Annotated in this window: 17 protein-coding genes; 6 read left to right on the top strand and 11 right to left on the bottom strand. The window is 71.7% G+C overall.

Going from position 1 to position 24,016, the window contains the following annotated elements:
* Positions 1 to 33: 33 nt before the first annotated feature.
* The 11 genes from OHA99_RS04770 to OHA99_RS04820 all read right to left on the bottom strand — a co-directional run bounded on the left by OHA99_RS04770 (position 34) and on the right by OHA99_RS04820 (position 15,128).
* Complete coding sequence (locus OHA99_RS04770; RefSeq protein WP_405694291.1) at positions 34 to 3,750, bottom strand: ThuA domain-containing protein; 3,717 nt, start codon at positions 3,748 to 3,750, stop codon at positions 34 to 36.
* Between the two features lie 265 nt (positions 3,751 to 4,015).
* Positions 4,016 to 5,014, bottom strand: coding sequence for a sugar phosphate isomerase/epimerase (locus tag OHA99_RS04775; protein WP_007389000.1), 999 nt, complete (start codon positions 5,012 to 5,014; stop codon positions 4,016 to 4,018).
* A gap of 16 nt (positions 5,015 to 5,030) precedes the next feature.
* Positions 5,031 to 6,338 (bottom strand): Gfo/Idh/MocA family protein, encoded by a 1,308-nt coding sequence (locus OHA99_RS04780; protein WP_405694295.1) that lies wholly within the window; start codon positions 6,336 to 6,338, stop codon positions 5,031 to 5,033.
* 86 nt (positions 6,339 to 6,424) lie between these two features.
* On the bottom strand, positions 6,425 to 7,471 hold the full coding sequence (locus OHA99_RS04785; protein WP_007388998.1) for a substrate-binding domain-containing protein: 1,047 nt from the start codon (positions 7,469 to 7,471) through the stop codon (positions 6,425 to 6,427).
* Between the two features lie 16 nt (positions 7,472 to 7,487).
* Entirely contained in the window at positions 7,488 to 8,507 is a 1,020-nt protein-coding gene (locus OHA99_RS04790; RefSeq protein WP_153176999.1) for an ABC transporter permease, read from the bottom strand.
* Entirely contained in the window at positions 8,504 to 10,021 is a 1,518-nt protein-coding gene (locus OHA99_RS04795; protein WP_153177000.1) for a sugar ABC transporter ATP-binding protein, read from the bottom strand. The genes OHA99_RS04790 and OHA99_RS04795 overlap by 4 nt, the downstream gene beginning before the upstream one ends.
* A gap of 229 nt (positions 10,022 to 10,250) precedes the next feature.
* Entirely contained in the window at positions 10,251 to 11,432 is a 1,182-nt protein-coding gene (locus OHA99_RS04800; RefSeq protein ID WP_153177001.1) for an ROK family transcriptional regulator, read from the bottom strand.
* A gap of 252 nt (positions 11,433 to 11,684) precedes the next feature.
* The gene (locus OHA99_RS04805) at positions 11,685 to 12,362 is read right to left on the bottom strand and encodes a GntR family transcriptional regulator (protein ID WP_007388994.1); all 678 of its coding nucleotides are present in this window, start codon (positions 12,360 to 12,362) and stop codon (positions 11,685 to 11,687) included.
* A 168-nt stretch (positions 12,363 to 12,530) separates the two neighbouring features.
* Positions 12,531 to 13,481 (bottom strand): beta-ketoacyl-ACP synthase III, encoded by a 951-nt coding sequence (locus tag OHA99_RS04810; RefSeq protein ID WP_153177002.1) that lies wholly within the window; start codon positions 13,479 to 13,481, stop codon positions 12,531 to 12,533.
* Positions 13,482 to 13,651: 170 nt separating this feature from the next.
* A complete protein-coding gene (locus OHA99_RS04815) occupies positions 13,652 to 13,804 on the bottom strand; it encodes a hypothetical protein (protein ID WP_164381847.1) in 153 nt (50 codons plus the stop codon).
* A complete protein-coding gene (locus tag OHA99_RS04820) occupies positions 13,773 to 15,128 on the bottom strand; it encodes an OFA family MFS transporter (protein WP_153177003.1) in 1,356 nt (451 codons plus the stop codon). The genes OHA99_RS04815 and OHA99_RS04820 overlap by 32 nt, the downstream gene beginning before the upstream one ends.
* A 209-nt stretch (positions 15,129 to 15,337) precedes the next feature.
* On the opposite strand from OHA99_RS04820, the gene OHA99_RS04825 reads away from it, so the two are divergent.
* From OHA99_RS04825 to OHA99_RS04850, 6 genes are all read left to right on the top strand, one after another.
* Complete coding sequence (locus OHA99_RS04825) at positions 15,338 to 16,309, top strand: 2-dehydropantoate 2-reductase (protein WP_153177004.1); 972 nt, start codon at positions 15,338 to 15,340, stop codon at positions 16,307 to 16,309.
* Positions 16,306 to 18,234 (top strand): molybdopterin oxidoreductase family protein, encoded by a 1,929-nt coding sequence (locus OHA99_RS04830; protein WP_381502360.1) that lies wholly within the window; start codon positions 16,306 to 16,308, stop codon positions 18,232 to 18,234. Before OHA99_RS04825 ends, OHA99_RS04830 begins: the two co-directional genes overlap by 4 nt.
* Positions 18,215 to 20,146 carry an NAD(P)H-dependent oxidoreductase subunit E gene (locus tag OHA99_RS04835; protein WP_366471340.1) on the top strand — a complete coding sequence of 644 codons (1,932 nt, stop codon included), beginning with the start codon at positions 18,215 to 18,217 and terminating at the stop codon, positions 20,144 to 20,146. The genes OHA99_RS04830 and OHA99_RS04835 overlap by 20 nt, the downstream gene beginning before the upstream one ends.
* On the top strand, positions 20,143 to 21,003 hold the full coding sequence (locus OHA99_RS04840) for a 2Fe-2S iron-sulfur cluster-binding protein (protein WP_153177007.1): 861 nt from the start codon (positions 20,143 to 20,145) through the stop codon (positions 21,001 to 21,003). Before OHA99_RS04835 ends, OHA99_RS04840 begins: the two co-directional genes overlap by 4 nt.
* Positions 21,004 to 21,035: 32 nt before the next feature.
* The gene (fdhD, locus tag OHA99_RS04845; RefSeq protein WP_153177008.1) at positions 21,036 to 21,884 is read left to right on the top strand and encodes a formate dehydrogenase accessory sulfurtransferase FdhD; all 849 of its coding nucleotides are present in this window, start codon (positions 21,036 to 21,038) and stop codon (positions 21,882 to 21,884) included.
* Between the two features lie 190 nt (positions 21,885 to 22,074).
* Positions 22,075 to 23,991 (top strand): exo-alpha-sialidase, encoded by a 1,917-nt coding sequence (locus tag OHA99_RS04850; RefSeq protein WP_405694306.1) that lies wholly within the window; start codon positions 22,075 to 22,077, stop codon positions 23,989 to 23,991.
* Positions 23,992 to 24,016: the final 25 nt, after the last annotated feature.

Here is a 24,016-nt window from a genome sequence, read left to right on the forward strand (position 1 = left end):
CTGGAAGAGGTCACCCCTCGAGGGCGGTTCGCCCTAGGAGGGCAGTTCCTTGAGCTGGATGTTGCGGAAGGAGACCTGGTCGTCGGCGCCGTGGTTCTGCAGGCCGATGTAGCCGTCGGTCAGGCTCCGCTCGGGGTCCTTGTTGGTGAAGTCGTTGATCTTGACTCCGTTGAGGAACACCTGGAGGCGTTCGCCCCGGACCTTGATCTCGTAGGAGTTCCACTGGCCGGGCGGCCGCAGAACCTGGTCACGGGCCTTGATGTTCGCCGCCTTGAACGTGTAGATCGCACCGGTGGTGCGGTCCACGGCGTCCGTGGCGTCGATCTGGATCTCGTAGCCCTTGTTCACGGCGGACCAGGGGTCGTCGGAGGCCGGGAAGCCCACGAAGACACCGGAGTTGTCGTCGCCCCGCATCTTCCAGTCGAGCTTGAGCGAGTACGACTTCAGCTCCTTGGCCTGGTACCAGAGCAGGCCCATGCCGCCCTCGGACTCCAGGACGCCGTCCTTGACGTTGAACTTGCCGGGGCCGGCCTGCTTCCAGCCCTCCAGGGTCTCGCCGTTGAAGATGTCCCGGTAGCCCTTGCCGGGCTTGCAGTTGGCCTTGACCTGGCCGGTGGCGTACTGCATGCCGCCGAGCAGGTGGTTCCGGAAGGCCTCGTCCGCGTAGGACTCCTTGGTGTGGCCCATGCCGGTGTAGAAGGAGCGGCCGCCGCCGTAGTTCTGGCACCAGGCGATCGGGTGGTCGCCCTTCATGTTCCCGCCCTGGTAGGTGGTCTCGTCCAGGGTGGCGAGGACCTTGGCCTGCTCACGCGGGTTGGTGCGGTAGTTGTACCACTCGTCGGTACGCTCCCAGGTGTCGTCCAGGTGCGCGGTGGCCGGGTGGTCGTGGTCCTCGACGCGCACGGTGGCCTTCTGGATGGCCGGGTGCGAGTCGAAGTAGGCGCCGACGAGACCGCCGTAGAACTCCCAGTCGTACTCGGTGTCGGCGGCGGCGTGGATGCCCATGTAGCCGCCGCCGTTCTTGACGTAGTTCTCGAACGCCTTCTGCTGATCGGCGTTGAGAACGTCACCGGTGGTGGAGAGGAAGGCGACCGCGTCGTACTTGGCGAGGTTGGCGGTGGTGAACTGTCCGGCCTCCTCGGTCGCGGTGACCGAGATGCCGGCCGGGGTGCCCAGCTCCTTCAGGGCGGCGATGCCCGTCGGAATGGAGTCGTGGCGGAAGCCCGCGGTCTTGGAGAAGACCAGGACCTTCTTGCCGGCCTTGAACGGCTCCTTGGAGAACTCGAAGTCGTCGATGTCGTACAGCGCGCCCTCGCCGCCCTTGAAGACCAGGTAGACGTCCGTCGTCTTCTTGGGCAGGGACCGCAGCGGTACGTCGACGTTCTGGAAGGTCTCCCAGCTGCCGGTCGGCGGGATGTACGCCGAGCCGTGCAGCTTGCCGGTGGGCGAACCGGTGCGGACCTCGAGGTAGCCGCCGGTGCCGCCGGAGGAGGCCCGGACGGTCAGCTTCTTCTGCCCGTCGAACTTGTAGGGGGTGAAGGAGATCCAGTCGCCGTCGTTGATGTCGCCGACGGTCTTGCCGCCGTTGGCGCCGGTCTTGTCGATCGGCGCCACGCCCTGCTGGGTGCTGAAGTGCTCGGCCTGGCGGTGCGGGGGCTGGATCACGGTGCGGGCGGTGCCGGTCAGGGCCTCCTGGCCGTTGGCCCCGCCGTCGGTGTAGCTGGCGCCGACGACGCCGTAGATGTTGGCGTTGGGGTCGTGTCCGCCGTCACCCGGCGGCGGGTTGAGGGTGCCCTCACAGCCCATCTCGCTGGTCAGCTCGTGGGCGTGGGAGTCGTGGCCGAGGCTGTAGGCGACCTTGACCTTGGAGCAGTCGATCGTCTCCTCGGGGTCGGTGACCTTCACCTTGAAGGGGATGGGCTGCCCCATGGGGAGCAGGGTGCCGTTGCCCGGGGTCTCGATGACCACCTTGGGCTCGGTGTTGCCGACCACGATCCGGACGCTGGCGTTGCCGGTGTTGCCCTCGGGGTCCTTGGCGGTGAAGGTCGCGGTGTAGGTGCCGACCTTCTTGTACTTGTGGGTGGGGTTCAGCCCCTCGCCCTTGGTGCCGTCGCCGAAGTCCCAGCCGTAGGTGAGGTCCGGGGAGTCGGCGTCCTTGGCGGTGGCGGTGAAGGCGACCTTCAGTCCGGCCGCGCCGGAGGTCTTGTTCGCGCTCACCTCGGCGATCGGCGAGAAGCCGTCCGCGGCGTTCTCGATCCGGTACAGGGCGGAGTCCTTGTCGCCCTGGAACCAGGACAGGCCGTAGTCCAGGACGTAGAGCGCGCCGTCGGGGCCGAACTCCATGTCCATGATCTGGGTGCCGGTCCACGGGAAGTCGTTGATCTTCGCGACCGCGCCGTCCTCGGTCTGCTCGATCCGCTTGATCCAGCGGCGGCCGAACTCGCCGGCGAAGAAGTCCCCGTCGTACTCCTCGGGGAACTTCACGCTGGAGTCGAGCTCCGGGTCGTAGCGGTAGACCGGGCCGCCCATCGGGGACTCGGAGCCGCTGCCGAACTCGGGCACGGAGTCGTCGTCGTAGGGGATCCACGCGGCCTGCGCGGGCGGCAGGTCGGTGAGGCCGGTGTTGTGCGGCGAGGTGTTCTTCGGGGCGGCGCAGTCGAAGGTCTCGCCGGAGGTCTTGGTGGCGAAGTCGTAGTCGACGTACGGGTCGTTGTCGCCGGTGCAGAAGGGCCAGCCGAAGTTGGCGGCCTTGGTGACCTTGGCGAACTCGACCTGTCCGGCGGGGCCGCGCTTCGGGTCGGCGGCGCCCGCGTCGGGGCCGTAGTCGCCGACGTAGACCGTGCCGGTCTTCTTGTCGACGCTGATCCGGAACGGGTTGCGGAAGCCCATCGCGTAGATCTCGGGACGGGTCTTCTCGGTGCCGGGCTCGAAGAGGTTGCCCTCCGGGATGGTGTACGAGCCGTCCTCGGCGACCTTGATGCGCAGGAGCTTGCCGCGCAGGTCGTTGGTGTTGCCGGCGCTGCGGCGGGCGTCGAAGGCCGGGTTGCGGTCGGCGCGCTCGTCGATCGGCGTGTAGCCGTCGGAGGCGAACGGGTTGGTGTCGTCGCCGGTGGAGAGGTAGAGGTTGCCCTCGGCGTCGAAGGCGATGTCGCCGCCGACGTGGCAGCAGGTGCCGCGGGAGGCCGCGACGTCCAGGACCTTCTTCTCGCTGGACATGTCCAGCGTGCCGTTGGGGTTGAGGACGAAGCGGGAGAGGCGGTTGACGCCGTCGAACGGCTTGAAGTCCTCGGCGGTGCCGTTCTCCGGGGCGTCACCCGCGGGGGTGTCGAGCGGCGGGGCGTAGTAGAGGTAGATCGCCCGGTTGTTCTCGAAGTCCGGGTCGATGCCGACGCCCTGGAGGCCCTCCTCGTCGTGGTTGTAGACGGGGATCTTGCCGGCGACCTTGGTGACGCCGCCCTGGTCGGTCAGGCGCAGTGTGCCGTCGCGGGCGGTGTGCAGGACGCTGCGGTCGGGGAGTACGGCGAGCGACATCGGCTCGCCCATCTCGGGTTCGCCCTTGGCGAGCGGTACCTGCTGGAACTGACCCTCGGCGGCGGCCGCCGTCTCGTCGTGCTCCGGGTGGCCCGGGTGGGCGCCGGCGACGGTCGCCGGGGTGCCCACGGCCAGCAGCAGGCCGGTGAACAGGGCGAGGGTGGTGCGGAGTCTGGGGCGCCTGGTGGTGCTGGTGCCTTTGAGTCTGGTTCTGTGCACGAAGTCCCTCCGGGAACGGGGTGGGCCGTACTGGGATGGGTGCGAAGACGTGCGATGCGGGCGCCGGGGTGCGCCGTCACCCCGGAGACGTGAGTGTCCTGGACACTTCAGGGACGGTAACCGCGTTCTTCCGGGGCCAACACCCCTTGGACCGCAGCTGGTTGAACTTTTTCCCAACTCAGGACAAAGCGAGATTCGGGCAGGCCTGACCGGGCACCGGCGTGGCGGCCGGTCCCCGGTCCTGACCTGCGGTCGAACCTCAGGATCAGCTGTTGAAGGCCGCGTCGAAGGACGCGCTGGGCGGCTCGAAGTCGAAGGCCTTCAGCCGGGTGAGGGCTTCCGGCGCGCCCTGCAGCCGGTCCATGCCGGCGTCCTCCCACTCGACGGAGACGGGTCCCTGGTAGTCGATGGAGCGCAGCATGCGGAACACGTCCTCCCAGGGGACGTCGCCGTGCCCGGCGGACACGAAGTCCCAGCCGCGCCGGGGGTCGCCCCACGGCAGGTGGGAGCCGAGCCGCCCGTTGCGGCCGTCGAGGCGCTTGCGGGCCTCCTTGCAGTCGACGTGGTAGATGCGGTCGCGGAAGTCCCACAGGAAGCCGACGGGGTCGAGGTCCTGCCACACGAAGTGCGAGGGGTCGAAGTTGAGGCCGAAGGCCGGCCGGTGGCCGACCGCCTCCAGGGCGCGCTGGGTGGTCCAGTAGTCGTAGGCGATCTCGCTGGGGTGCACCTCGTGCGCGAACCGCACGCCCTCCGCGTCGAAGACGTCGAGGATCGGGTTCCAGCGGTCCGCGAAGTCCTGGTAGCCCCGCTCGATCATGGACTCGGGTGCGGGCGGGAACATGGCCACCAGGTGCCAGATGGCGGAGCCGGTGAAGCCGATGACGGTGTCGACGCCGAGCCGGGCGGCTGCGCGTGCGGTGTCCTTGATCTCGGCGGCGGCGCGTTGCCGGACGCCCTCCGCGTCGCCGTCGCCCCAGATGCGGGCGGGCAGGATGGCCTCGTGGCGCTCGTCGATGATGGCGTCGCAGACGGCCTGGCCGACCAGGTGGTTGGAGATCGCCCAGCACTTGAGGCCGTACTTGTCGAGCAGCTGGTGGCGGGAGTCCACGTAGGAGGGGTCGGCGAGGGCCTTGTCGACCTCGAAGTGGTCTCCCCAGCAGGCGAGTTCCAGGCCGTCGTAGCCGAAGTCGCGGGCGAGGCGGCAGACCTCCTCCAGCGGCAGGTCGGCCCACTGTCCGGTGAAGAGCGTGAAGTTGCGTGGCATGTCGCTGCCGGCCTCCTCAGAGTGCGATGGGGGCGATCGGGGTGTAGACGGAGTTCTTCTCGGCGCTCTCCTCCACGGCCGCGAGCACGCGCTGCACCTGCAGTCCGTCGGCGAAGGAGGGTTCGGGCCCGCGGCCCTCGGCGACGGCGTGCACGAGGTCGCGCGCCTGGTGCACGAAGGTGTGCTCGTAGCCGAGCCCGTGGCCCGGCGGCCACCAGGCCTCCAGGTAGGGGTGTTCGGGCTCGGTGACGAGGATCCGGCGGAAACCGGCGTACTCCCCCGGTTCCGTCCCGTCGTGGTACTCCAGCTCGTTGAGCCGTTCCAGGTCGAAGGCGAGCGAGCCGCGCTCACCGTTGAGTTCGATGCGCAGGGCGTTCTTGCGGCCGGTGGCGTACCGGGTGGCCTCGAAGGAGACCAGGGCGCCGGAGGTGAGGCGGCCGGTGAACACGGCGGCGTCGTCGACGGTCACCTGTCCCGTCACGCCGTCCGCCGAGCCCGCGGACAGGCCCCGGGGGGCACCCGCGGGCAGCGGGCGTTCCCGTACGAAGGTCTCGGTGAGGGCGGAGACGCCCGCGATCCGCTCCCCCGACAGGTACTGCGCGAGGTCGACGATGTGGGCGCCCAGGTCGCCGAGCGCGCCCGATCCGGCCAGTTCCTTGCGCAGCCGCCAGGTGAGCGGGGCCTTCGGGTCGACCAGCCAGTCCTGGAGGTAGGTCACCCGCAGGTGCCGCAGCCGGCCGACGCGGCCCTCGGCGACCATCCGCCGGGCCAGCGCGGTGGCCGGCACCCTGCGGTAGTTGAACCCGACCATCGCCAGCTGCCCGCGTGCCCCTGCCTGCTCGGCGGCGCCGGTCATCGCCTGCGCCTCCTCGACGGTGTTGGCGAGCGGCTTCTCGCACAGCACGTGCTTTCCGGCGGCGAGCGCGGCCAGGGCGATCTCGGCGTGGCTGTCGCCGGGGGTGCAGATGTCGACGAGGTCGATGTCGTCCCGTTCGACCAGGGTCCGCCAGTCGGTCTCGGTGCTCGCCCAGCCGTGCCGGTCGGCCGCCAGGCGGACGGCGTCGGCGTCCCGCCCGCAGATGGCGGCCAGTACCGGGTTCAGCGGCAGGTCGAAGACCCGGCCCGCGGTGCGCCAGCCCTGGGAGTGGGCTGCGCCCATGAAGGCGTAGCCGACCATGCCGACGCGCAGGGGCGGTCTGGTCGCGGACGCCCCCGTCGCCGCCCCGGCCCCGGTCCCGGCGGCGGTCCCGGTATCGGTCCCGCTGCCGGTCCCGGCGGCTTCCTCCTCGGCGCCGGCCCCCTCGGGCTGCTGCGGCTGTCCCATGCGGATGTCCTCCTCGTCGTGGTGGCGCGGTGGGGTGGGCCCCGCCCCGGCGGCGGCTGGTCGGGCCGCTGCCGGGGCGGCAGCCCTCACTTGAAGCCCGTGGACATGTACTGGTCGACGTTGTCCTTGTCGACGACGGCCGAGTAGCAGGTGACGGTCGAGGGGATCTCGAACTCGGCGAGGCCGCTGACGCCCTTGCCCTGCCCGAGGGCGCGGGCCAGGTCGATCGCGGACGCGGCCATGGTCGGCGGGTACAGCACCGTCGCCTTCAGGACGCCGCTGTCCGCCTTGATGGCCTGGAAGGCGGAGAGCGCGCCCGCGCCGCCGACCATCAGGAAGTCGTCGCGCCCGGCCTGCTCGATGGCGCGCAGGGCACCCACGCCCTGGTCGTCGTCGTGGTTCCACATGGCGTCGAAGTCCGACTGGGCCTGGAGCAGCTGGGCCATCTTGGACTGGCCGGACTCCACGGTGAACTCGGCGGCCTGGCGGGCCACCTTCTTGATGTTCGGGTAGTTCTTCAGGCCGTCGTCGAAGCCCTGGGTGCGCTGCTGGGTCAGTTCCAGGTTGTCGATGCCGGCCAGCTCGACGACCTTGGCGTCCGACTTGTCCTTCAGCTTCTCGCCGATGTAGTGGGCGGCGTTGAGACCCATGCCGTAGTTGTCGCCGCCGACCCAGCAGCGGTAGGCCTGGGGGCTGTTGAAGATCCGGTCGAGGTTGATGACCGGGATGCCCGCCCGCATCGCCTTCAGACCGACCTGGGTGAGGGCCTTGCCGTCGGCCGGCAGGATGACCAGGACGTCGACCTTCTTGTTGATGAGGGTCTCGATCTGGCCGATCTGCTGCGCGGTGTCGTTGGAGCCCTCGGTGATCTCCATGGTGATCTCGGAGTACTTCTCGGCGCGCTTCTTGGCCTGGTCGTTGACTGCGTTGAGCCAGCCGTGGTCGGCCTGCGGGCCGGCGTAGCCGATGGTGACGGGCTTGCCGGGCTTGTCGTCGGCGGCCGGCTGGGTGTCCGCGGCGGCCTTGTCGTCGCCGCTGTCGGGGTCGTTGCTGGTGCACCCCGTGAGGACGGCACCGGCGGACACGGCGGCGGCTCCGAAGAGCAGCCCTCTGCGACTCGTGAGCTTCGTCATGACGGTGAACCCTTTGTCAATGCGTGCTTGCGGTACGGCGCTGGACCAGCACGGCGGCGACGATGATCGCGCCCTTGGCGATCTGCTGCACGTCGGTCTGAAGGTTGTTCAGGGCGAAGATGTTGGTGATGGTGGTGAAGATCAGGACACCGAGCACGGAGCCGAGGATGTGGCCCCGGCCGCCGGTCAGCAGGGTGCCGCCGATGATCGCGGCGGCGATGGCGTCGAGTTCGTAGAGGTTGCCGTTGGTGTTCTGGCCGGAGCCGGCGAGGGCCACCAGCAGGAAGGCGGCGATGCCGCAGCACAGCCCGGACAGCAGGTAGAGGTAGAGGCGCTGGCGGCGGACGTCGATGCCGGCCAGCCGGGCAGCCTCGGCGTTGCCGCCGACGGCGACGGTGCGGCGGCCGAAGGTGGTCCGGTTGAGCACCAGCCAGCCGACGATGGTGACGGCCGCGAAGACCATGACCAGCGGCGGTATGCCGAGCACGTACCAGTCGCGCTCGGCGAGCTTGAGAACGTCCGGGACGGTGACGACCTGGGTGCGGCCGTCGGTGATCTGGAGGGCGAGGCCGCGCGCCGAGGCCAGCATGGCGAGGGTGGCGATGAACGGGACCATCTGGCCGAAGGCGATGAGCACCCCGTTGACCAGTCCGCAGCCCACGCCCACCACGATCGCGGTGAAGAGGATGCCGACGAACCCGAACTCCTGGGTGGCGACCGTGGTCGCCCACACCGAGGAGAGGGCGACGATGGCGCCGACGGACAGGTCGATGCCGCCGGAGACGATGACGAAGGTCATGCCGACGGTGACGACGCCGATCACGGACGCCTGGGTGAGCACCAGCTGGAGGTTGCGGGTGTCGAGGAACGAGTCGGGCTGGGTGATGCCGCCGATGAGGACCAGGACGGCGAGCACGCCGAGCAGGGTGAGGGTGCGGACGTCGGCGCGGCCCAGCCGGACCCGCCAGGCGGGCGGCCCTTCCACCGGTGCCGCCTTGTCGGTGCCGCCCCGTGGCGGGGACACGTGCTGCGTCATGACGCCGGGCTTCCTTCCATCACGAGGTCGAGTACACGGTGTTCGTCGAGTTCGCGGGCGGGGGCCTCGTGCACGACGCGGCCCTCGCGCAGCACCAGTACGCGGTCGGCGAGGCCCAGCACCTCGGGCACCTCGCTGGAGACCAGCAGCACGGCGAGGCCCTCGTCGGCGAGGCGCCGGATGACGGCGTACAGCTCGGCGCGGGCGCCGACGTCGACGCCGCGGGTGGGTTCGTCGAGCAGCAGGACCCGGCAGCCGCGCAGCAGCCAGCGGGCGAGTACCGCCTTCTGCTGGTTGCCGCCGGACAGGGTGCGCACGGGCACGGCGGGGTTGTCGGGCCGCAGCGACAGTTCGCGGGTGGCCTCGCGGGCCGCGCCGAGTTCGGCACCGCGGTCGATCCAGCCGCCCCGCGAGAAGCGGGACATGGCGGAGACCGACACGTTGCGGGTGACGGACTCCAGCATCAGCAGGGCCTGGGCCTTGCGTTCCTCGGGGGCGAGCCCGAGTCCGGCGCGTACCGCGGCGCGCACGCTGCCGGACCTGAGCGGGCGCCCGTCGACGAGGACCCGGCCGGTTTTCGCCTTGCGTGCCCCGTAGACCGTCTCCAGGATCTCGGAGCGGCCGGAGCCGACGAGCCCCGCGAGGCCGACGATCTCCCCGGGGCGCACCTCCAGGTCCAGCGGCGCGAACTCACCGTCCCGGGACAGCCCTTCGACCTTCAGAACGGGTTCGGCCGCGGGCGGTGCGGCCGGCCGCTCCGGGAAGACGTACTCGACGTTGCGCCCCGTCATCAGCGCCACCACCTCGCGGGTCGGCGTCGACTCGGCGGGCAGCCCGCCGGCGACGGCCCGGCCGTCCTTGAGGACGGTGACCCGGTCGCCGATGCGGCGGATCTCCTCCAGGCGGTGCGAGATGTAGACGACGGCGACCCCGTCGGCGGTGAGGTCGGCGACGATGCGGAACAGGTTGTCGACCTCGTCCGGGTCGAGCGCGGCGGACGGCTCGTCCATCACGATCAGCCGTACGTCGTGCGACAGCGCCCGCGCCATGGACACGATCTGCTGCTGCGCGGCCGACAGGTCCCCGACCAGCCGCCCCGGGTCCACTTCGGGATGCCCGAGTCGCTTGAGGAGCGCGGCCGTCGACGCCTTGGCCGCCCTTCCCCGCACGACGAAGCCGGCGGCGGTCGGTTCGTGGCCGAGGTGGACGTTCTCGGCGACCGACAGGTGCTCGACCAGGTCGAGTTCCTGGTAGATCGTGGCGATGCCCAGGCGCATGGCGGCCATCGGCGAACGCAGGGTGACGTCCTCGCCGCGCCAGCGGATGGTGCCGGTGTCGGGCTGGTGGGCGCCGGCCAGCACCTTGATGAGGGTGGACTTCCCGGCGCCGTTCTGGCCGAGGAGGCAGTGCACCTCACCGGCCTGGACGTCGAGGTCGACGCCGTCGAGGGCCCGGACTCCGGGGAACGACTTGGTGATGCCGGACATGCTGAGCAGCGGTGGTTCTGGTGCCATGTGAGGTCCCCTCGGCGGGCTTGCGGGCCGGTGTCAGGGCAGAGCGGAGCAGGGCGTGGCGAAGCAGGTCACAGTGATGCGGAACAGGGCATGACGGGGTAGAGCGCCGTGCTGGTGGAGCTGCGGAACCGAACGAGTGCTACGCGAGTGAAACGGCGAGTGCTACGCGAGTGAAACGGCGAGTGCTGCGCGAGTGAGAAACGGGTGCTGCGCGGGTGAGAAAGGGGTACTACGCGGGTGAGAACAGGTGGTCGCTGATCAGCCGGGCCGCGCCGATGACGCCGGCGGTGGGGCCCAACTCCCCCAGGACGATGGGCAGGTTGCCGGTCGCGAGTGGCAACGACTGGCGGTAGACCTGGGTGCGGATCGCGGCGAGCAGGTTGTGGCCGAGGCCGGTCACCCCGCCGCCGATCACCACCAGGCCGGGGTTGAAGAAGCTGACCAGGCCGGCGATGACCTGGCCGGTACTGCGGCCGCCCTCCCTGATCAGGTCCAGTGCGGTGCCGTCGCCCGCGGCGGCCGCGGCGGCGACGTCGGCGGCGCTGAGGACGCCGTTCGCCTCCAGCCGGTTCGCGAGTTCGGCCGAAGCGCCCTGTTCGGCGGCCTCGGTGGCGTCGCGGGCCAGTGCCGCGCCGCTGAAGTGGGCCTCCAGGCAGCCTCGGTTGCCGCAGGCGCACTGACGTCCGTCGGGCACGGCCTGAATGTGCCCGATGTCGCCCGCGCTGCCCGTGGTCCCGCGGTAGACGTCACCGCCGACGACGATGCCGCAGCCGATGCCGGTGCCGATCTTGACGACGAGGAAGTCGTGCTGGGTGCGGGCGACACCCGCGTGCTGCTCCCCCAGCGCCATCAGGTTCACGTCGTTGTCGACCATGACGGGGCAGCCGAGCTCCTGGCTGAGCGCCTCCCGTACGGGGAAGCCGTCCCAGCCCGGCATGATCGGCGGCGCCACCGGCACGCCCTCGGGGAAGCGGACCGGCCCCGGGACGCCGATGCCGGCGCCGTCGAAGCCCTCCGCGAGCCCGGAGGCCCGCAGCTTGGCGGCCATCGACAGCACCTGCTCGAAGACCGCGACCGGGCCGTCGCGCACGTCCAGGGGCTGGTTGATGTGCCCGAGGATCTCCAGCTCGGCGTTGGTGACGGCGACGTCGACCGAGGTCGCGCCGATGTCGACGCCGAGGAAGCGCAGTTCGGGGTGGAGGCGGACGTTGTGGCTGCGGCGCCCGCCGCGCGAGGCGGCGAGTCCGTCCGCCACCACGAGACCGGTCTCCAGGAGCCGGTCCACCTCGACGGCCAGTTTCGACCGGGAGAGGTCGACCTGATCACCCAGCTGGGCACGGGAGTTGGGTCCACCGTCGCGCAACAGCTGGAGCAGTCGCGCTTGGTGGGCGTTCGCGGGTCGTGCGGTCATGCGTCTCACGAGCCCCTCCCCGCCTCGATCGGCTGTGAGTGGGCCGGTCTCCCGGCCTCGTCCAGTGGCTTGCTTTCGGAGGGAACGTAGCAGTGGGCGCCGGGTGTGGGAAGAAGTCACGCACGAATTGCTGCCAACTTTCTCCACTGAGTGGACAAAGAAGGGGCCGGCACCGGACCGGCCCAGACACGACGAGGCCGCCCGGTCGGCGTGCCGGGCGGCCTGTGAACGAGCTCCGATCCTGCTCCGACCTCAGGTTTCCTCGCGTGCGTGGTACGAACGCCGGGTGTGCTCCGTGTGCTCGCGCATCAGCCGGGTCGCCGACTGCTCGTCCCGGTCGGTGATGGCGGCGATCAGCTTGCGGTGCTCGATCCAGGACTGCCGGCCGCGCTGCCGGGCGACCGGGGTGTAGTACCAGCGGACCCGGCGGTCGACCTGCGCCGCCAGTTCGGCGAGGACGGTGTTGCCCGCGAGCTCCATGACCTTGCGGTGGAAGCGGGCGTTGAAGGCGACGGCGGCGTCCACGTCCTCGGCGGCGACGGCCCGCTCCCCCTCCTCGCACAGCTCCTCGAGCGCGGCGATCCCGGCGCTGGAGGCGTTGGCCGCGGCGAGCCGCGCCGCCTCGGCCTCCAGGAGCGTACGCACGGTGAGGAGCTGGTCGGCCTCCTCCTCCGTCGGCTCGTGCACGAACGCGCCCTGCGCGGGGCGCAGATCGACCCAGCCCTCGGTGTTGAGCCGCTGCAACGCCTCGCGCACCGGCTGCCTCGACACCCCGAGATGGCCGGCGAGTTCGCTCTCGACGAGGTGCTGGCCGGGCTGGAGCGCCCGCGTGGTGATGAGTTCGAGCAGCGCCTCGTAGACACGGTCCCGCAACGGGCCGGGTCGCTCCAGCTTGGGCACCGCGCCCTGCGGCAGTCCTGCGGACAACATCGGTCCCCCCTCGACGGCCGGAACACAACCAGCAGGCGCGACACTCGGTACACGCGGTACTGATTGTCTTTCGTCTACAGTCTACGGCGCACGGGGAGCCTTGAACCGGGTGTGTAGGCCACGTCACACCGGAAGGCCGGGCGGGGTGATCAGGGACAGGCGGGGCCTTCAGGGGCAGCGGACGACCTGTCCGGCGTACGAGAGGTTGCCGCCGAAGCCGAAGAGCAGCGCCGGGTCGCCGGTGGTGATCTCGCCCCGCTCCACCAGCTTGGAGAGCGCCAGCGGGATGCTCGCCGCGGAGGTGTTGCCGGACTCGACGACGTCGCGGGCGACCACGGCGTTGACCGCGCCGATCTTCGCGGCGAGGGGTTCGACGATGCGCAGGTTGGCCTGATGAAGGACGACCGCGGCGAGGTCGGCGGGCTCGAGGCCGGACCGCTCGCAGGCCTGGCGCGCGATGGCGGGCAGCCGGGTCGTGGCCCAGCGGTACACGCTCTGCCCCTCCTGCGCGAACCGCGGCGGGGTGCCCTCGATGCGGACCGCGTGGCCCATCTCGGGCACCGACCCCCACAGCACGGGCCCGATCCCCGCCTCCTCGCCCGGCGCGCAGCCCTCGACGACGGCGGCGCCCGCCCCGTCGCCGACCAGCACACAGCTGGTGCGGTCGGTCCAGTCGACGACCTCGGACATCTTGTCCGCGCCGATGACCAGCGCCCGGCTCGCGGAACCGGCCCGCACGGCGTGGTCGGCGGTGGCCAGGGCGTGGGTGAAGCCCGCGCACACGACGTTGACGTCCAGTGCCGCCGGCCCGGGGACACCGAGGCGGGCCGCGACGCGGGCGGCGGTGTTCGGGGAGCGGTCGATCGCGGTGGAGGTGGCGACCACGATCAGGTCCACGTCGGCGGGGGTCAGCCCGGCCGCCGCGAGCGCCTTCGCGGCGGCGTGACCGGCCAGCTCGTCCACCGGCTCGTCGGGTCCGGCGATCCGACGCGTACGGATGCCCACCCGGCTCCTGATCCACTCGTCGCTGGTGTCGACCATGCCCGCCAGATCCTCGTTGGTGAGAATCCTGGCGGGCTGGTAGTGGCCGACGGCGGTGATGCGGGAGCCGTGGTGCATGGGTGGAGTCCTCGCTGCCTCGGGGTACGGGATCCACCAGTGTGATCAGTGACCGACGGGTACGACGGCAGGTGATACGACAGGAAACCGGCGTCCGGCTTGTCGGCTTCGGTCAGCATCTTCCACCGCCGCCGGCCGTCCCCGCCGGCCGTCCCCGCCCCCGCCCGCCCTCATCCGGTGAAGAGCTGGGTCGCCTTCCGGACGAGTTCGTACAGACCGTAGGCGAGCGGCGCGCCCACCCAGAGCCAGGTGAAGGCGATCAGCGGCCTGCGGTCGGGCACCTGGGCCGCGTCAGGCGGACTCTGGCTGCTGTCGGCCGACATCGTTGCCCTCCTTCTGCGCGTGCTGCGCGGGGACGGTGGTCGCGGGTTCGTGGTGCCGGGCGTGGACGGGCCGGATCAGTTCGTTGGCGGCGAAGCCGGCCACCAGCAGCCCGATCATGATGAGGAAGGACGTGCCGTACAGCGCCGAGCCGTGCCGTCCGGCCTCCTCCTGGTGATCGGCGATCCAGTTGACGATCAGCGGTCCGAGGACGCCGGCCAGCGACCAGGCGGTGAGCAGCCGGCCGTGGATCGCGCCGACCTGGTAGGTGCCGAAGAGGTCCTTGAGATAGGCGGGGGCGGTGGAGAAGCCGCCGCCGTAGAAGGACACGACGACCAGGGCGCACAGGACGAACAGCGGCTTGGAGGAGTCGCCGAGCAGCGCGATCAGGGCGTACATCAGCGCGCCGACGCCGAGGTACACGCGGTAGATGTTCTTGCGCCCGATGAGGTCCGAGGCCGAGGACCAGCCGAACCGGCCCGCCATGTTGGCCGCCGACAACAGGGCCACGAATCCGGCGGCGGCGGTCACGGACACCGGTGTGGACGTGTCGGCGAAGAAGTCCGTGATCATCGGCGCGGCCTTCTCCAGGATGCCGATGCCGGCCGTGACGTTCATGCAGAGCACGATCCACAGGAGCCAGAACTGCGGGGTGCGCATGGCCGAGCGCGCCGAGACCTGGACGCCCTCGAGCGGCGCGGGCCGCCCGTCCGCCCGTTCCCTGGGCCGCGGCACCCGTACCAGCAGCACGCCGAGCAGCATGAAGACGGCGTACGTCAGTCCGTGGACGAGGAAAGCCAGGGCGATCCCGGAGTTGTCGGTGCCGAAGGACTTCAGCATCTGCGCCGACCAGGGCGAGGCGATGAGGGCGCCGCCGCCGAAGCCCATGATGGCGATGCCGGTGGCCATGCCCGGCCGGTCCGGGAACCACTTGATCAGCGTCGAGACGGGCGAGATGTAGCCGATGCCGAGGCCGATCCCGCCGACGAAGCCGTAGCCGAGGACGATCAGCCAGTACTGCTCCACCGCCGCGCCGAGCGCGGAGAGCAGGAAGCCGGACGAGAAGCAGACGAGGGCGACGGTCATCGCCCAGCGCGGGCCGTGCCGTTCCACGAGCGTGCCGCCGAACGCGGCGGACAGACCGAGCATGACGATGCCGAGCTGGAAGGGCAGCGCGCTCTGCGTGCCGCTGAGGCCGAGCGCGGACTCCAGGGGCGGTTTGAACACGGACCAGGCGTAGGCCTGGCCGATGGAGAGGTGGACCGAGAGAGCGGCCGGGGGGACGAGCCAGCGGCTCCAGCCCGGGGGTGCGACGGGGGGACTCATGGGTCCCCAACCGTAGGCATCCGGAAAGCGCTTGAGAAGACTGTTGAGCGGACAACTACAGACCACCACTACTGCTGCACAAAGCCTTGCCGCCCCAACCTCCATACTGTAGACAATATTTCGTCGACATCTTCGCGTCACTGCGAGCCTTCATCGGCTCTCTCCTCCCGGTTCCTCGGTATCCCTCGACCGAACGGAGCTCCCCTGCCATGAAAGTCGCAGTCCTCGGCGCCGGGGCGATCGGCGCCTACGTCGGCGCCGCGCTCCACCGTGCGGGCGCCGACGTGCATCTCATCGCCCGTGGACCGCATCTGGCGGCCATGAGGCAGTACGGAGTACGGGTGCGCAGCCCGCGCGGCGACTTCACCGCGCACCCGCGCGCCACCGACGACCCGGCCGGAGTCGGCCCGGTCGACTACGTGTTCCTGGGTCTGAAGGCCAACTCGTACGCGGCGTGCGGGCCGCTGATCGAGCCGCTCCTGCACGACTCGACGGCGGTCGTGGCCGCCCAGAACGGCATCCCCTGGTGGTACTTCCACCGCCACGGCGGCCCCTGGGACGGGCGCCGTCTCGAAAGCGTGGACCCGGCCGGCGCGGTCAGTGCCGTGCTCGCACCCGAACGGGCCGTCGGCTGCGTCGTGTACGCGGCCACCGAACTGGAACAACCGGGCGTCGTACGGCACGTGGAAGGCACCCGGTTCTCGATCGGCGAGCCCGGCCGGGACGTCTCGGCGCGGTGCCTGGCGTTCAGCGAGGCGATGCGGGCGGGCGGCCTGAAGTGCCCGGTCGAGCCGGACCTGCGCGGCGACATCTGGCTGAAGCTGCTGGGCAACATCTCCTTCAACCCGATCAGCGCCCTGGTCCGGGCCACCATGCGCCAGATGTGCCGGCACGGCGGCACCCGCGAAGTCATCGAGACCATGATGACCGAGACGCTGACGGTCGCCCGGGCCCTCGGCTGCGAGGTCGGCGTGTCCATCGAACGCCGGCTCGCGGGCGCCGAACGGGTCGGCGACCACCGCACCTCCACGCTCCAGGACCTGGAGCGCGGCAAGCCGCTCGAACTCGACGTGCTGCTCGCGGCCGTCGTCGAGCTGGCGGAGATCACCGGCGTCCCGGTGCCCACCCTGCGCACCGTGCACGCCCTGTCGGACCTGCTCGCGTCGAGGAGCGCCGCATGAGGAAACGCGACCGAACCCCGAAGACCTACACCCGCCTCACCCACCCCCTGGTCCGGGACTCGCGCGACCAGCCCTTCCGCCGGGCCACCTGGGAGGAGGCCCTGGACCGCACGGCCCGGCGCCTGGCCGAGGCCCGCGGCGCGTTCGGCATGTTCTCCTGCGCGCGGGCGACCAACGAGATGAACTACGTGGCGCAGAAGTTCGCCCGGGTGGTCATGGGCACCCACAACGTGGACTCCTGCAACCGCACCTGTCACGCGCCGAGCGTGGCGGGCCTGTCGGCCGCCTTCGGCTCGGGCGGCGGCACCTCCTCCTACGAGGAGATCGAGCACACCGACGTCATCGTGATGTGGGGCTCCAACGCCCGTTTCGCCCACCCGATCTTCTTCCAGCACGTGCTGAAGGGCATCCGGGGCGGCGCCCGCATGTACGCGGTGGACCCGCGCCGCACCTCGACGGCGGAGTGGGCGGAGAGCTGGCTCGGCCCGAACGTCGGCACGGACATCCCGCTGGCGCACGCGGTCGGCCGCGAGATCATCCACGCGGGCCTGGCCAACGAGGCGTTCATCGAACGGGCGACGACGGGCTACGAGGACTACAAGGCGCTGGTCGAGCCCTGGACCCTCTCCCTCGCCGAGAAGGTGACCGGCGTACCGGCCGCCGCCATCCGCGACCTCGCGCACGCCTACGCCCGCGCCGAGCGCGCCCAGCTGTGCTGGACCCTCGGCATCACGGAGCACCACAACGGCACGGACAACGTCCGCGCCCTGATCAACCTCTCCCTGCTCACCGGCCACGTCGGCCGCTACGGCTCCGGTCTCCAGCCCCTGCGCGGACAGAACAACGTGCAGGGCGGCGGCGACATGGGCGCCATCCCCAACCGCCTCCCCGGCTTCCAGGACGTCCTCGACCCGGAGGTCCGCCGGAAGTTCGAGACGGCGTGGGACACGGTCGTCGAGCCGCACCACGGCCTCACCCTGACGGAGATGTTCGAGGCGATGGACGAGGGCACGCTCCGCGCCGTCTACTGCATCGGCGAGAACCCGGCCCAGTCGGAGGCGGACGCGGAACAGGCGGTACGCCGCCTGCGCGCCCTGGACTTCCTGGTGGTCCAGGACATCTTCCTCACGAAGACCGCCGAGCTGGCCGACGTGGTCCTCCCGGCGACCGCCGGCTGGGCGGAGACGGAGGGCACCACCACCAACAGCGAGCGGCGCGTCCAACGCGTGCGCAAGGCGGTGACCCCACCCGGAGAGGCCCGCGAGGACATCGACATCCTCTGCGACCTCGCCGCCCGCCTGGGTCACGACTGGAAGTACGCCGACGCGGAGGCGGTCTGGAACGAACTGCGCTCCCTCTCCCCCGACCACCACGGCATGACGTACGCCCGTCTGGAGGAGCACCAGGGCATCCAGTGGCCGTGTCCGAGCACGGAGGAGCTCGAACCTCCCTATCTGCACGGCAGGTTGTGGTCCCGGGACGTCGGCCTCCGTGGCCGCCCCGCCCCCTTCGGCATCGTCCGGCACGACCCGCCCGTGGACCTCACCGACGAGCGGTACCCGATCCGGCTGACCACGGGACGCCGCCTCGACTCCTACAACACGGGGGTGCAGAGCGGCGGTTACGCCTCCCCGCTGCGCCGCGGCGAGTCCGTCGAACTCTGCCCGGAGGACGCCGAACGCTACGGGGTGGTGGTCGGCGAGCAGGTCCGGGTGACCTCCCGGCGCGGCTCGCTGCTGGCCCCCGTCTGGGTCGACCCGGCCCTGCGCCCCGGCCTGGCCTTCATGAGCTTCCACTTCCCCGACGAGGTGGACACCAACCAGCTGACCATCGAGGCCAACTGCCCGATCGCCGGGACGGCGGAGTTCAAGGCCTCGGCGATCCGGATCGAGAAGGTGAGCACCGGTGGACCTGCGCTTCGGTGACGGCAAGCCCACGGACGAGGAACGCGCGGCCGTGGACGCCCTGCTCGGCCCGCCCGAGTCCTCCTGGGAGGGCGCGGACCGCTCCGACGCGGACCTCAGATGGGCACGCGGCGGCCGGAAGGCCCGGGACCGCCGCGACCAGCTCCTCCCGTCCCTGCACGCCCTCAACGACCGCGTCGGCTGGATCAGCGAGGGCGCCCTCGACTACGTGTGCCGCCGCCTGACCGTCCCCCCGGCGGAGGCGTACGGGGTGGCCACCTTCTACGCCATGTTCTCGGTCCGCCCCCGCCCGGCCACGGTCCTGCACGTCTGCACGGACCTGGCGTGCACGGCGGCGGGGGCGAGTGAGTTGTGCGCGGCCGTGGAGGCACGCCTGGGCCCGGAGAGCGGCGTGAAGGTCGAGCGATCTCCCTGCCTGGGCCTGTGCGAACGGGCCCCGGCGACTTTGACGATCAGGGCGGGCCAATCAGCCCGTCCGGCGTTTGAGGACGAGGCCGTCCAGGCCGAAAGCGGGGGTCCGGGGGCGGTAGCCCCCGGGGACGGGACAGGGAAGGGGCGGCGGGGGCGAGACACCCACCACGCGACAGCCGTATGCGCCCCCGCGACCCCGGACGCGGCGGTCCGAGCCGCCACCGCCCCCGAAGCCGCCCCCACCGAATCCGCCCCCGAAGCCGCCGTCCCCCAGTCCGGCGACCCCACCCTCACCCTCCTCCACCGCATCGGCACCGTGGACCCCGCCTCCCTGGACGACTACCGCGCCCACGGCGGCTACACCGCCCTCCGCCGCGCCTTCGACCTCGGCCCCGCCGCCGTCATCCGCGAGGTCACCGACGCCGGCCTGGTCGGCCGCGGCGGCGCCGCCTTCCCCACCGGCCGCAAGTGGCAGGCGACGGCCGCCCAGCCCGACCACCCGCACTACCTCGTCTGCAACGCCGACGAATCCGAACCGGGCACCTTCAAGGACCGCGTCCTCATGGAGGGCGACCCCTACGCCCTGGTCGAGGCGATGACGATCGCGGCCTACGCGACCGGCGCCCACCAGGGCCACCTCTACCTCCGCGGCGAGTACCCCCGCGCGCTGGCCCGCCTCACCCACGCCATCGAGCAGGCCCGCACCCGCGGCCTGCTCGGCGACGACGTCCTCGGTCAGGGCTACGCCTTCGACATCGAGATCCGGCGCGGCGCCGGCGCGTACATCTGCGGCGAGGAGACGGCCCTGTTCAACTCCATCGAGGGCCGCCGCGGCGAACCCCGCTCCAAGCCGCCGTTCCCGGTCGAGAAGGGCCTGTTCGGCAAGCCCACCGTCGAGAACAACGTGGAGACCCTGGTCAACGTCCTCCCCATCCTGACGATGGGCGCCGAGGCGTACGCCGCGATCGGCACCCCGACGTCCACCGGCCCCAAGCTGTTCTGCGTGTCCGGCACGGTGGCCCGCCCCGGCGTCTACGAACTCCCCTTCGGCGCGACACTCGGCGAGCTGCTCGCCCTCGCCGGGGTCCGCGACAACCTCCGCGCCATCCTGCTCGGCGGCGCGGCCGGCGGCTTCGTCCGCCCCGACGAGCTGGACATCCCGCTCACCTTCGAAGGCACCCGGGAGGCGGGCACGACCCTCGGCTCCGGCGTCGTCATGGCCTTCGACGACACGGTCCCGCTCCCCCGCCTGCTGCTCCGCATCGCCGAGTTCTTCCGCGACGAGTCGTGCGGTCAGTGCGTGCCCTGCCGGGTCGGCACCGTACGTCAGGAGGAGGCCCTGCACCGGATCGTCGACCGTACGGGCGCCGACGCCGCCAGTGACATCACCCTTCTGCGCGAGGTCGGCCGCGCGATGCGGGACGCCTCGATCTGCGGTCTGGGGCAGACCGCGTGGAACGCCGTGGAATCCGCCATCGACCGTCTGGGGGCGTACGAATGACCGCGATACCGCTCGGAGTGCCGCGCCGCCTGGTGGAGTTCACCCTCGACGGGCAGGAGGCCCGGGTCCCCGAAGGGTCCACGATCCTCGACGCCTGCCGGGCCGCCGGGAAGGACGTGCCGACCCTGTGCGAGGGCGACACGCTCACCCCGAAGAACGCCTGCCGGGTCTGCGTGGTGGACGTGGAGGGCGCCCGGACCCTCGCGCCCGCCTGCTCGCGCCGGGCCGAGCCCGGCATGGTGGTGCGCACGGACACCGAGCGCGCGCGGCACAGCCGCAAGGTGGTCCTGGAACTCCTCGCCTCCTCGGTCGACCTCTCCACGACCCCTTCGGTCGCCCAGTGGCTCAAGGAGTACGAGGCGAAGCCCGGCCGCTTCGGCCCGGACGCGGCCCGCGTCGACGAGGAACCGCGCGTCGACAACGACCTGTACGTGCGCGACTACGGCAAGTGCATCCTCTGCTACAAGTGCGTGGACGCCTGCGGCGACCAGTGGCAGAACAGCTTCGCGATCTCCGTCTCCGGCCGCGGCTTCGACGCCCGGATCTCGGTCGAGCACGACGGCCCGCTGACCGACTCGGCGTGCGTCTACTGCGGCAACTGCATCGAGGTGTGCCCCACGGGCGCCCTGTCCTTCAAGTCGGAGTACGACATGCGGGCGGCGGGCACCTGGGACGAGGAACGGCAGACGGAGACGACGACGGTGTGCGCGTACTGCGGTGTGGGCTGCAACCTCACGCTCCATGTGCAGGACAATGAGATCGTCAAGGTCACCTCTCCGCACGACAACCCGGTGACCCACGGCAACCTGTGCATCAAGGGCCGCTTCGGCTACCAGCACGTACAGAACCGGGACTGACCGGCACACCGACCGGCGCAAGGGGCACGAACATGGGACGAGTCACGGAACGACGCAAGGTCATCCGCATCAGGGACGGGGCGGTCTCCACCCGCCCGGACACGCTCGTCGCCGAGGAACCGCTGGAGATCCGGCTGAACGGCAAGCCCCTCGCCATCACCATGCGCACCCCCGGCGACGACTTCGCGCTGGCGGCGGGCTTCCTGGTGAGCGAGGGGGTGCTCGCCGAACAGGGCGACCTGCGGAACATCGTGTACTGCGCGGGCGCCACGGTCGACGGTTCCAACACCTACAACGTGGTCGACGTGAAGACCGCTCCCGGCGTGCGGATCCCCGACATCACACTGGAGCGGAACGTCTACACCACCTCCTCCTGCGGGCTGTGCGGCAAGGCGAGCCTGGACGCGGTGCGTACGACGGCCCGCTGGCCGGTCGCCGACACTCCCCCGGTCCGCGTCACCCCGGAGCTGCTGGCCGGGCTGCCCGACCGGCTGCGCGCCTCCCAGCGGGTCTTCGACCGGACCGGCGGTCTGCACGCGGCGGCGCTGTTCACCGAGGACGGCGAGCTGGTGGACGTACGGGAGGACGTGGGCCGGCACAACGCGGTCGACAAGCTGGTCGGGCGCGCGCTCCAGAACGGGGACCTGCCGTTGTCCCGCTCCGTGCTGCTGGTGTCGGGGCGGGCCTCCTTCGAGCTGGCGCAGAAGGCCGTGATGGCGGGCATCCCGGTGCTGGCCGCGGTGTCGGCACCGTCCTCGCTGGCCGTTGACCTGGCCGCCGAGACCGGACTGACCCTGGTGGGCTTCCTGCGCGGCAGCTCCATGAACGTGTACGCGGGCGAGGACCGCGTCGCCCTGCGGGCCGCGGCCGCCCAGGGCTGACCCGCCTCCCCGCTGCACGGCGGCGGGGCCCCGGCCGGCGGGGAGCGCCCCCTGCGCCGCCGGGGCCCCGCCTCGACCCCGTCCCGACACGCGGGAAGCGGCGCGGTCCCCGTGGGCACGGGACGCCTCTTGTACTGATGTGCGCACGAAGGTGTCCCCCTCCCCAGCCGCCCGAAGGGCAGACCGCGCCATGCCGCCCCGACCTCCCCGCTCCCTCTGGCTCGCCCTCGTCGCGTCGTGCGCGCTGGCCGTCCCCGCGCCCCCTGTCTTCGCCCAGCCCGGCGGGCGGGCGCCGGAGTTCGGGGAGCAGGTGCTCTTCGACGCGGCCCGGGACCCGGGCGGCTACGCCTGCTTCCGCATCCCGGCGATCGTGCGCACGACGGTCGGCACGCTGCTCGCGTTCGCCGAGGGCCGCGTGCTCGACTGCGGGGACGCGGGCGACATCGACATCGTCCTCAAACGCTCCAGCGACGGCGGACGTACCTGGGGCCCCCTCCAGGTCGTCAACGACGGCGGCGGCGACACCCACGGCAACCCGGCCCCGGTCGTCGACCGCGACACCGGCCGGGTCCTCCTGCTGGAGACGTACAACGCGGGCCGCGCGGACGCCGGCAACTGCGCGGTGCCCTGTGCCCGCACACCGCACCTCCAGCACAGCGACGACGACGGCCGCACCTGGTCCGTGCCCCGCGACCTGGGCCCCGAGATCCTGCCTCCCACCTGGAACTCCTGGTACGCCACCGGTCCCGGGCACGGCGTCCAGCTCACCGGCGGCGCCCACCCCGGCCGGCTCGTCGTCGGCGTCAACGCCGAGACCTGGGACGGCGAGCGAAGCGAGAGGGGGGTCCCCCGGGCCGGAGGCCGGGGGAGGATCACCGCCAACCACGCCGCCCTCGTGGTCAGCGACGACGGCGGCGCGCACTGGAGGACCGGCGCCACCGACACCTGGCCCGTCGCCGCCGACGGCACCTTCCGGCAGAAGCCCTCCGAACTGACCCTCACCGAGCGGGCCGACGGTGCGCTCCTGGTCAGCGGGCGCGAGGAGCACGGCACCGACCTCGGCCACCGCACCCAGGCCCTCAGCCGCGACGGCGGCGACAGCTTCACCGCGCCCTTCCGCGCCCTGCCCGGCCTGTACGCCCCGCAGGTGCAGGGCGCGCTGCTGCGCCTGGACGACCGCGTCCTGCTGTCCGCGCCGGCCGATCCAGACCGCCGCCGGACGATGACGCTGCGCTCCTCCTACGACGGCGGCGCGACCTGGGACGGTGCGGACCGCGGCACGGTCGTCACCCGGGACTGGTCGGGCTACTCGGACCTGGTGGCCGTCGACGACGACACGGTGGGCCTGCTGTACGAGGGCGGGGCGTCCGACGCCCGCGACGAGATCCGCTTCGCCCGCTTCACCGAGGACTGGCCGGCGCCGCCCCGGCCGGCCGACCCGACCACCCCCGACGTGGCGCCGGGTGCCGCGCCCGCGACCGTGCTGGGGGGCGCCGGGACGACGGACGGCGCGGTGGGTGGCGCGCTCGCGTTCGACGGCGCCGACGACGCCGTACGGCTGCCGTACGACGGGCGGCTGCCGCTCGGGGACGGCGACTTCACGGCGTCGCTGTGGTTCCGGTACGCGGCGGCCGACGGGGAGCAGCCGCTGCTGTGGATGGGCGGCATCGGCACCACCCAGCCCCAGGTGTGGCTGCGCGCCGAGCCCGGCGACGGGCGGGTGCGGGGGCTGATCACCGCACGCGAGGGCGGGGCGGCCCCGCGTTCGGCCTGGGTGGACACCGACCGGGCGTACGACGACGGGCGGTGGCACCGGCTGGCGCTGCGCCGCGGCGGGGGCCGGCTCACGCTCTTCGTGGACGGTGCGCCGGTGGCCGGCACGGCGGACGTGCCGGGCTCCGTCAGCCGCGATTCACCCTTCGGGGTGCACATCGGCGAGCGGATGGACGGCCGGGCCCGGTTCACCGGCGCCGTCGACGACGTGCGGGTGTGGAAACGGGCCCTGACCGACGAGGAGATCGCGGCCGGCGCCCCGCCCTCCGCCACCGGGGACGCGGTCCTGCACCTGCCCATGGACCGGGTGGACCGGACGGACGCGGGCGGCTGAGCGTCACCGCGCGGGGACGGACGCC

It is taken from the genome of Streptomyces coelicoflavus, assembly GCF_045041415.1.
GTDB classification, from domain to species: domain Bacteria; phylum Actinomycetota; class Actinomycetes; order Streptomycetales; family Streptomycetaceae; genus Streptomyces; species Streptomyces coelicoflavus.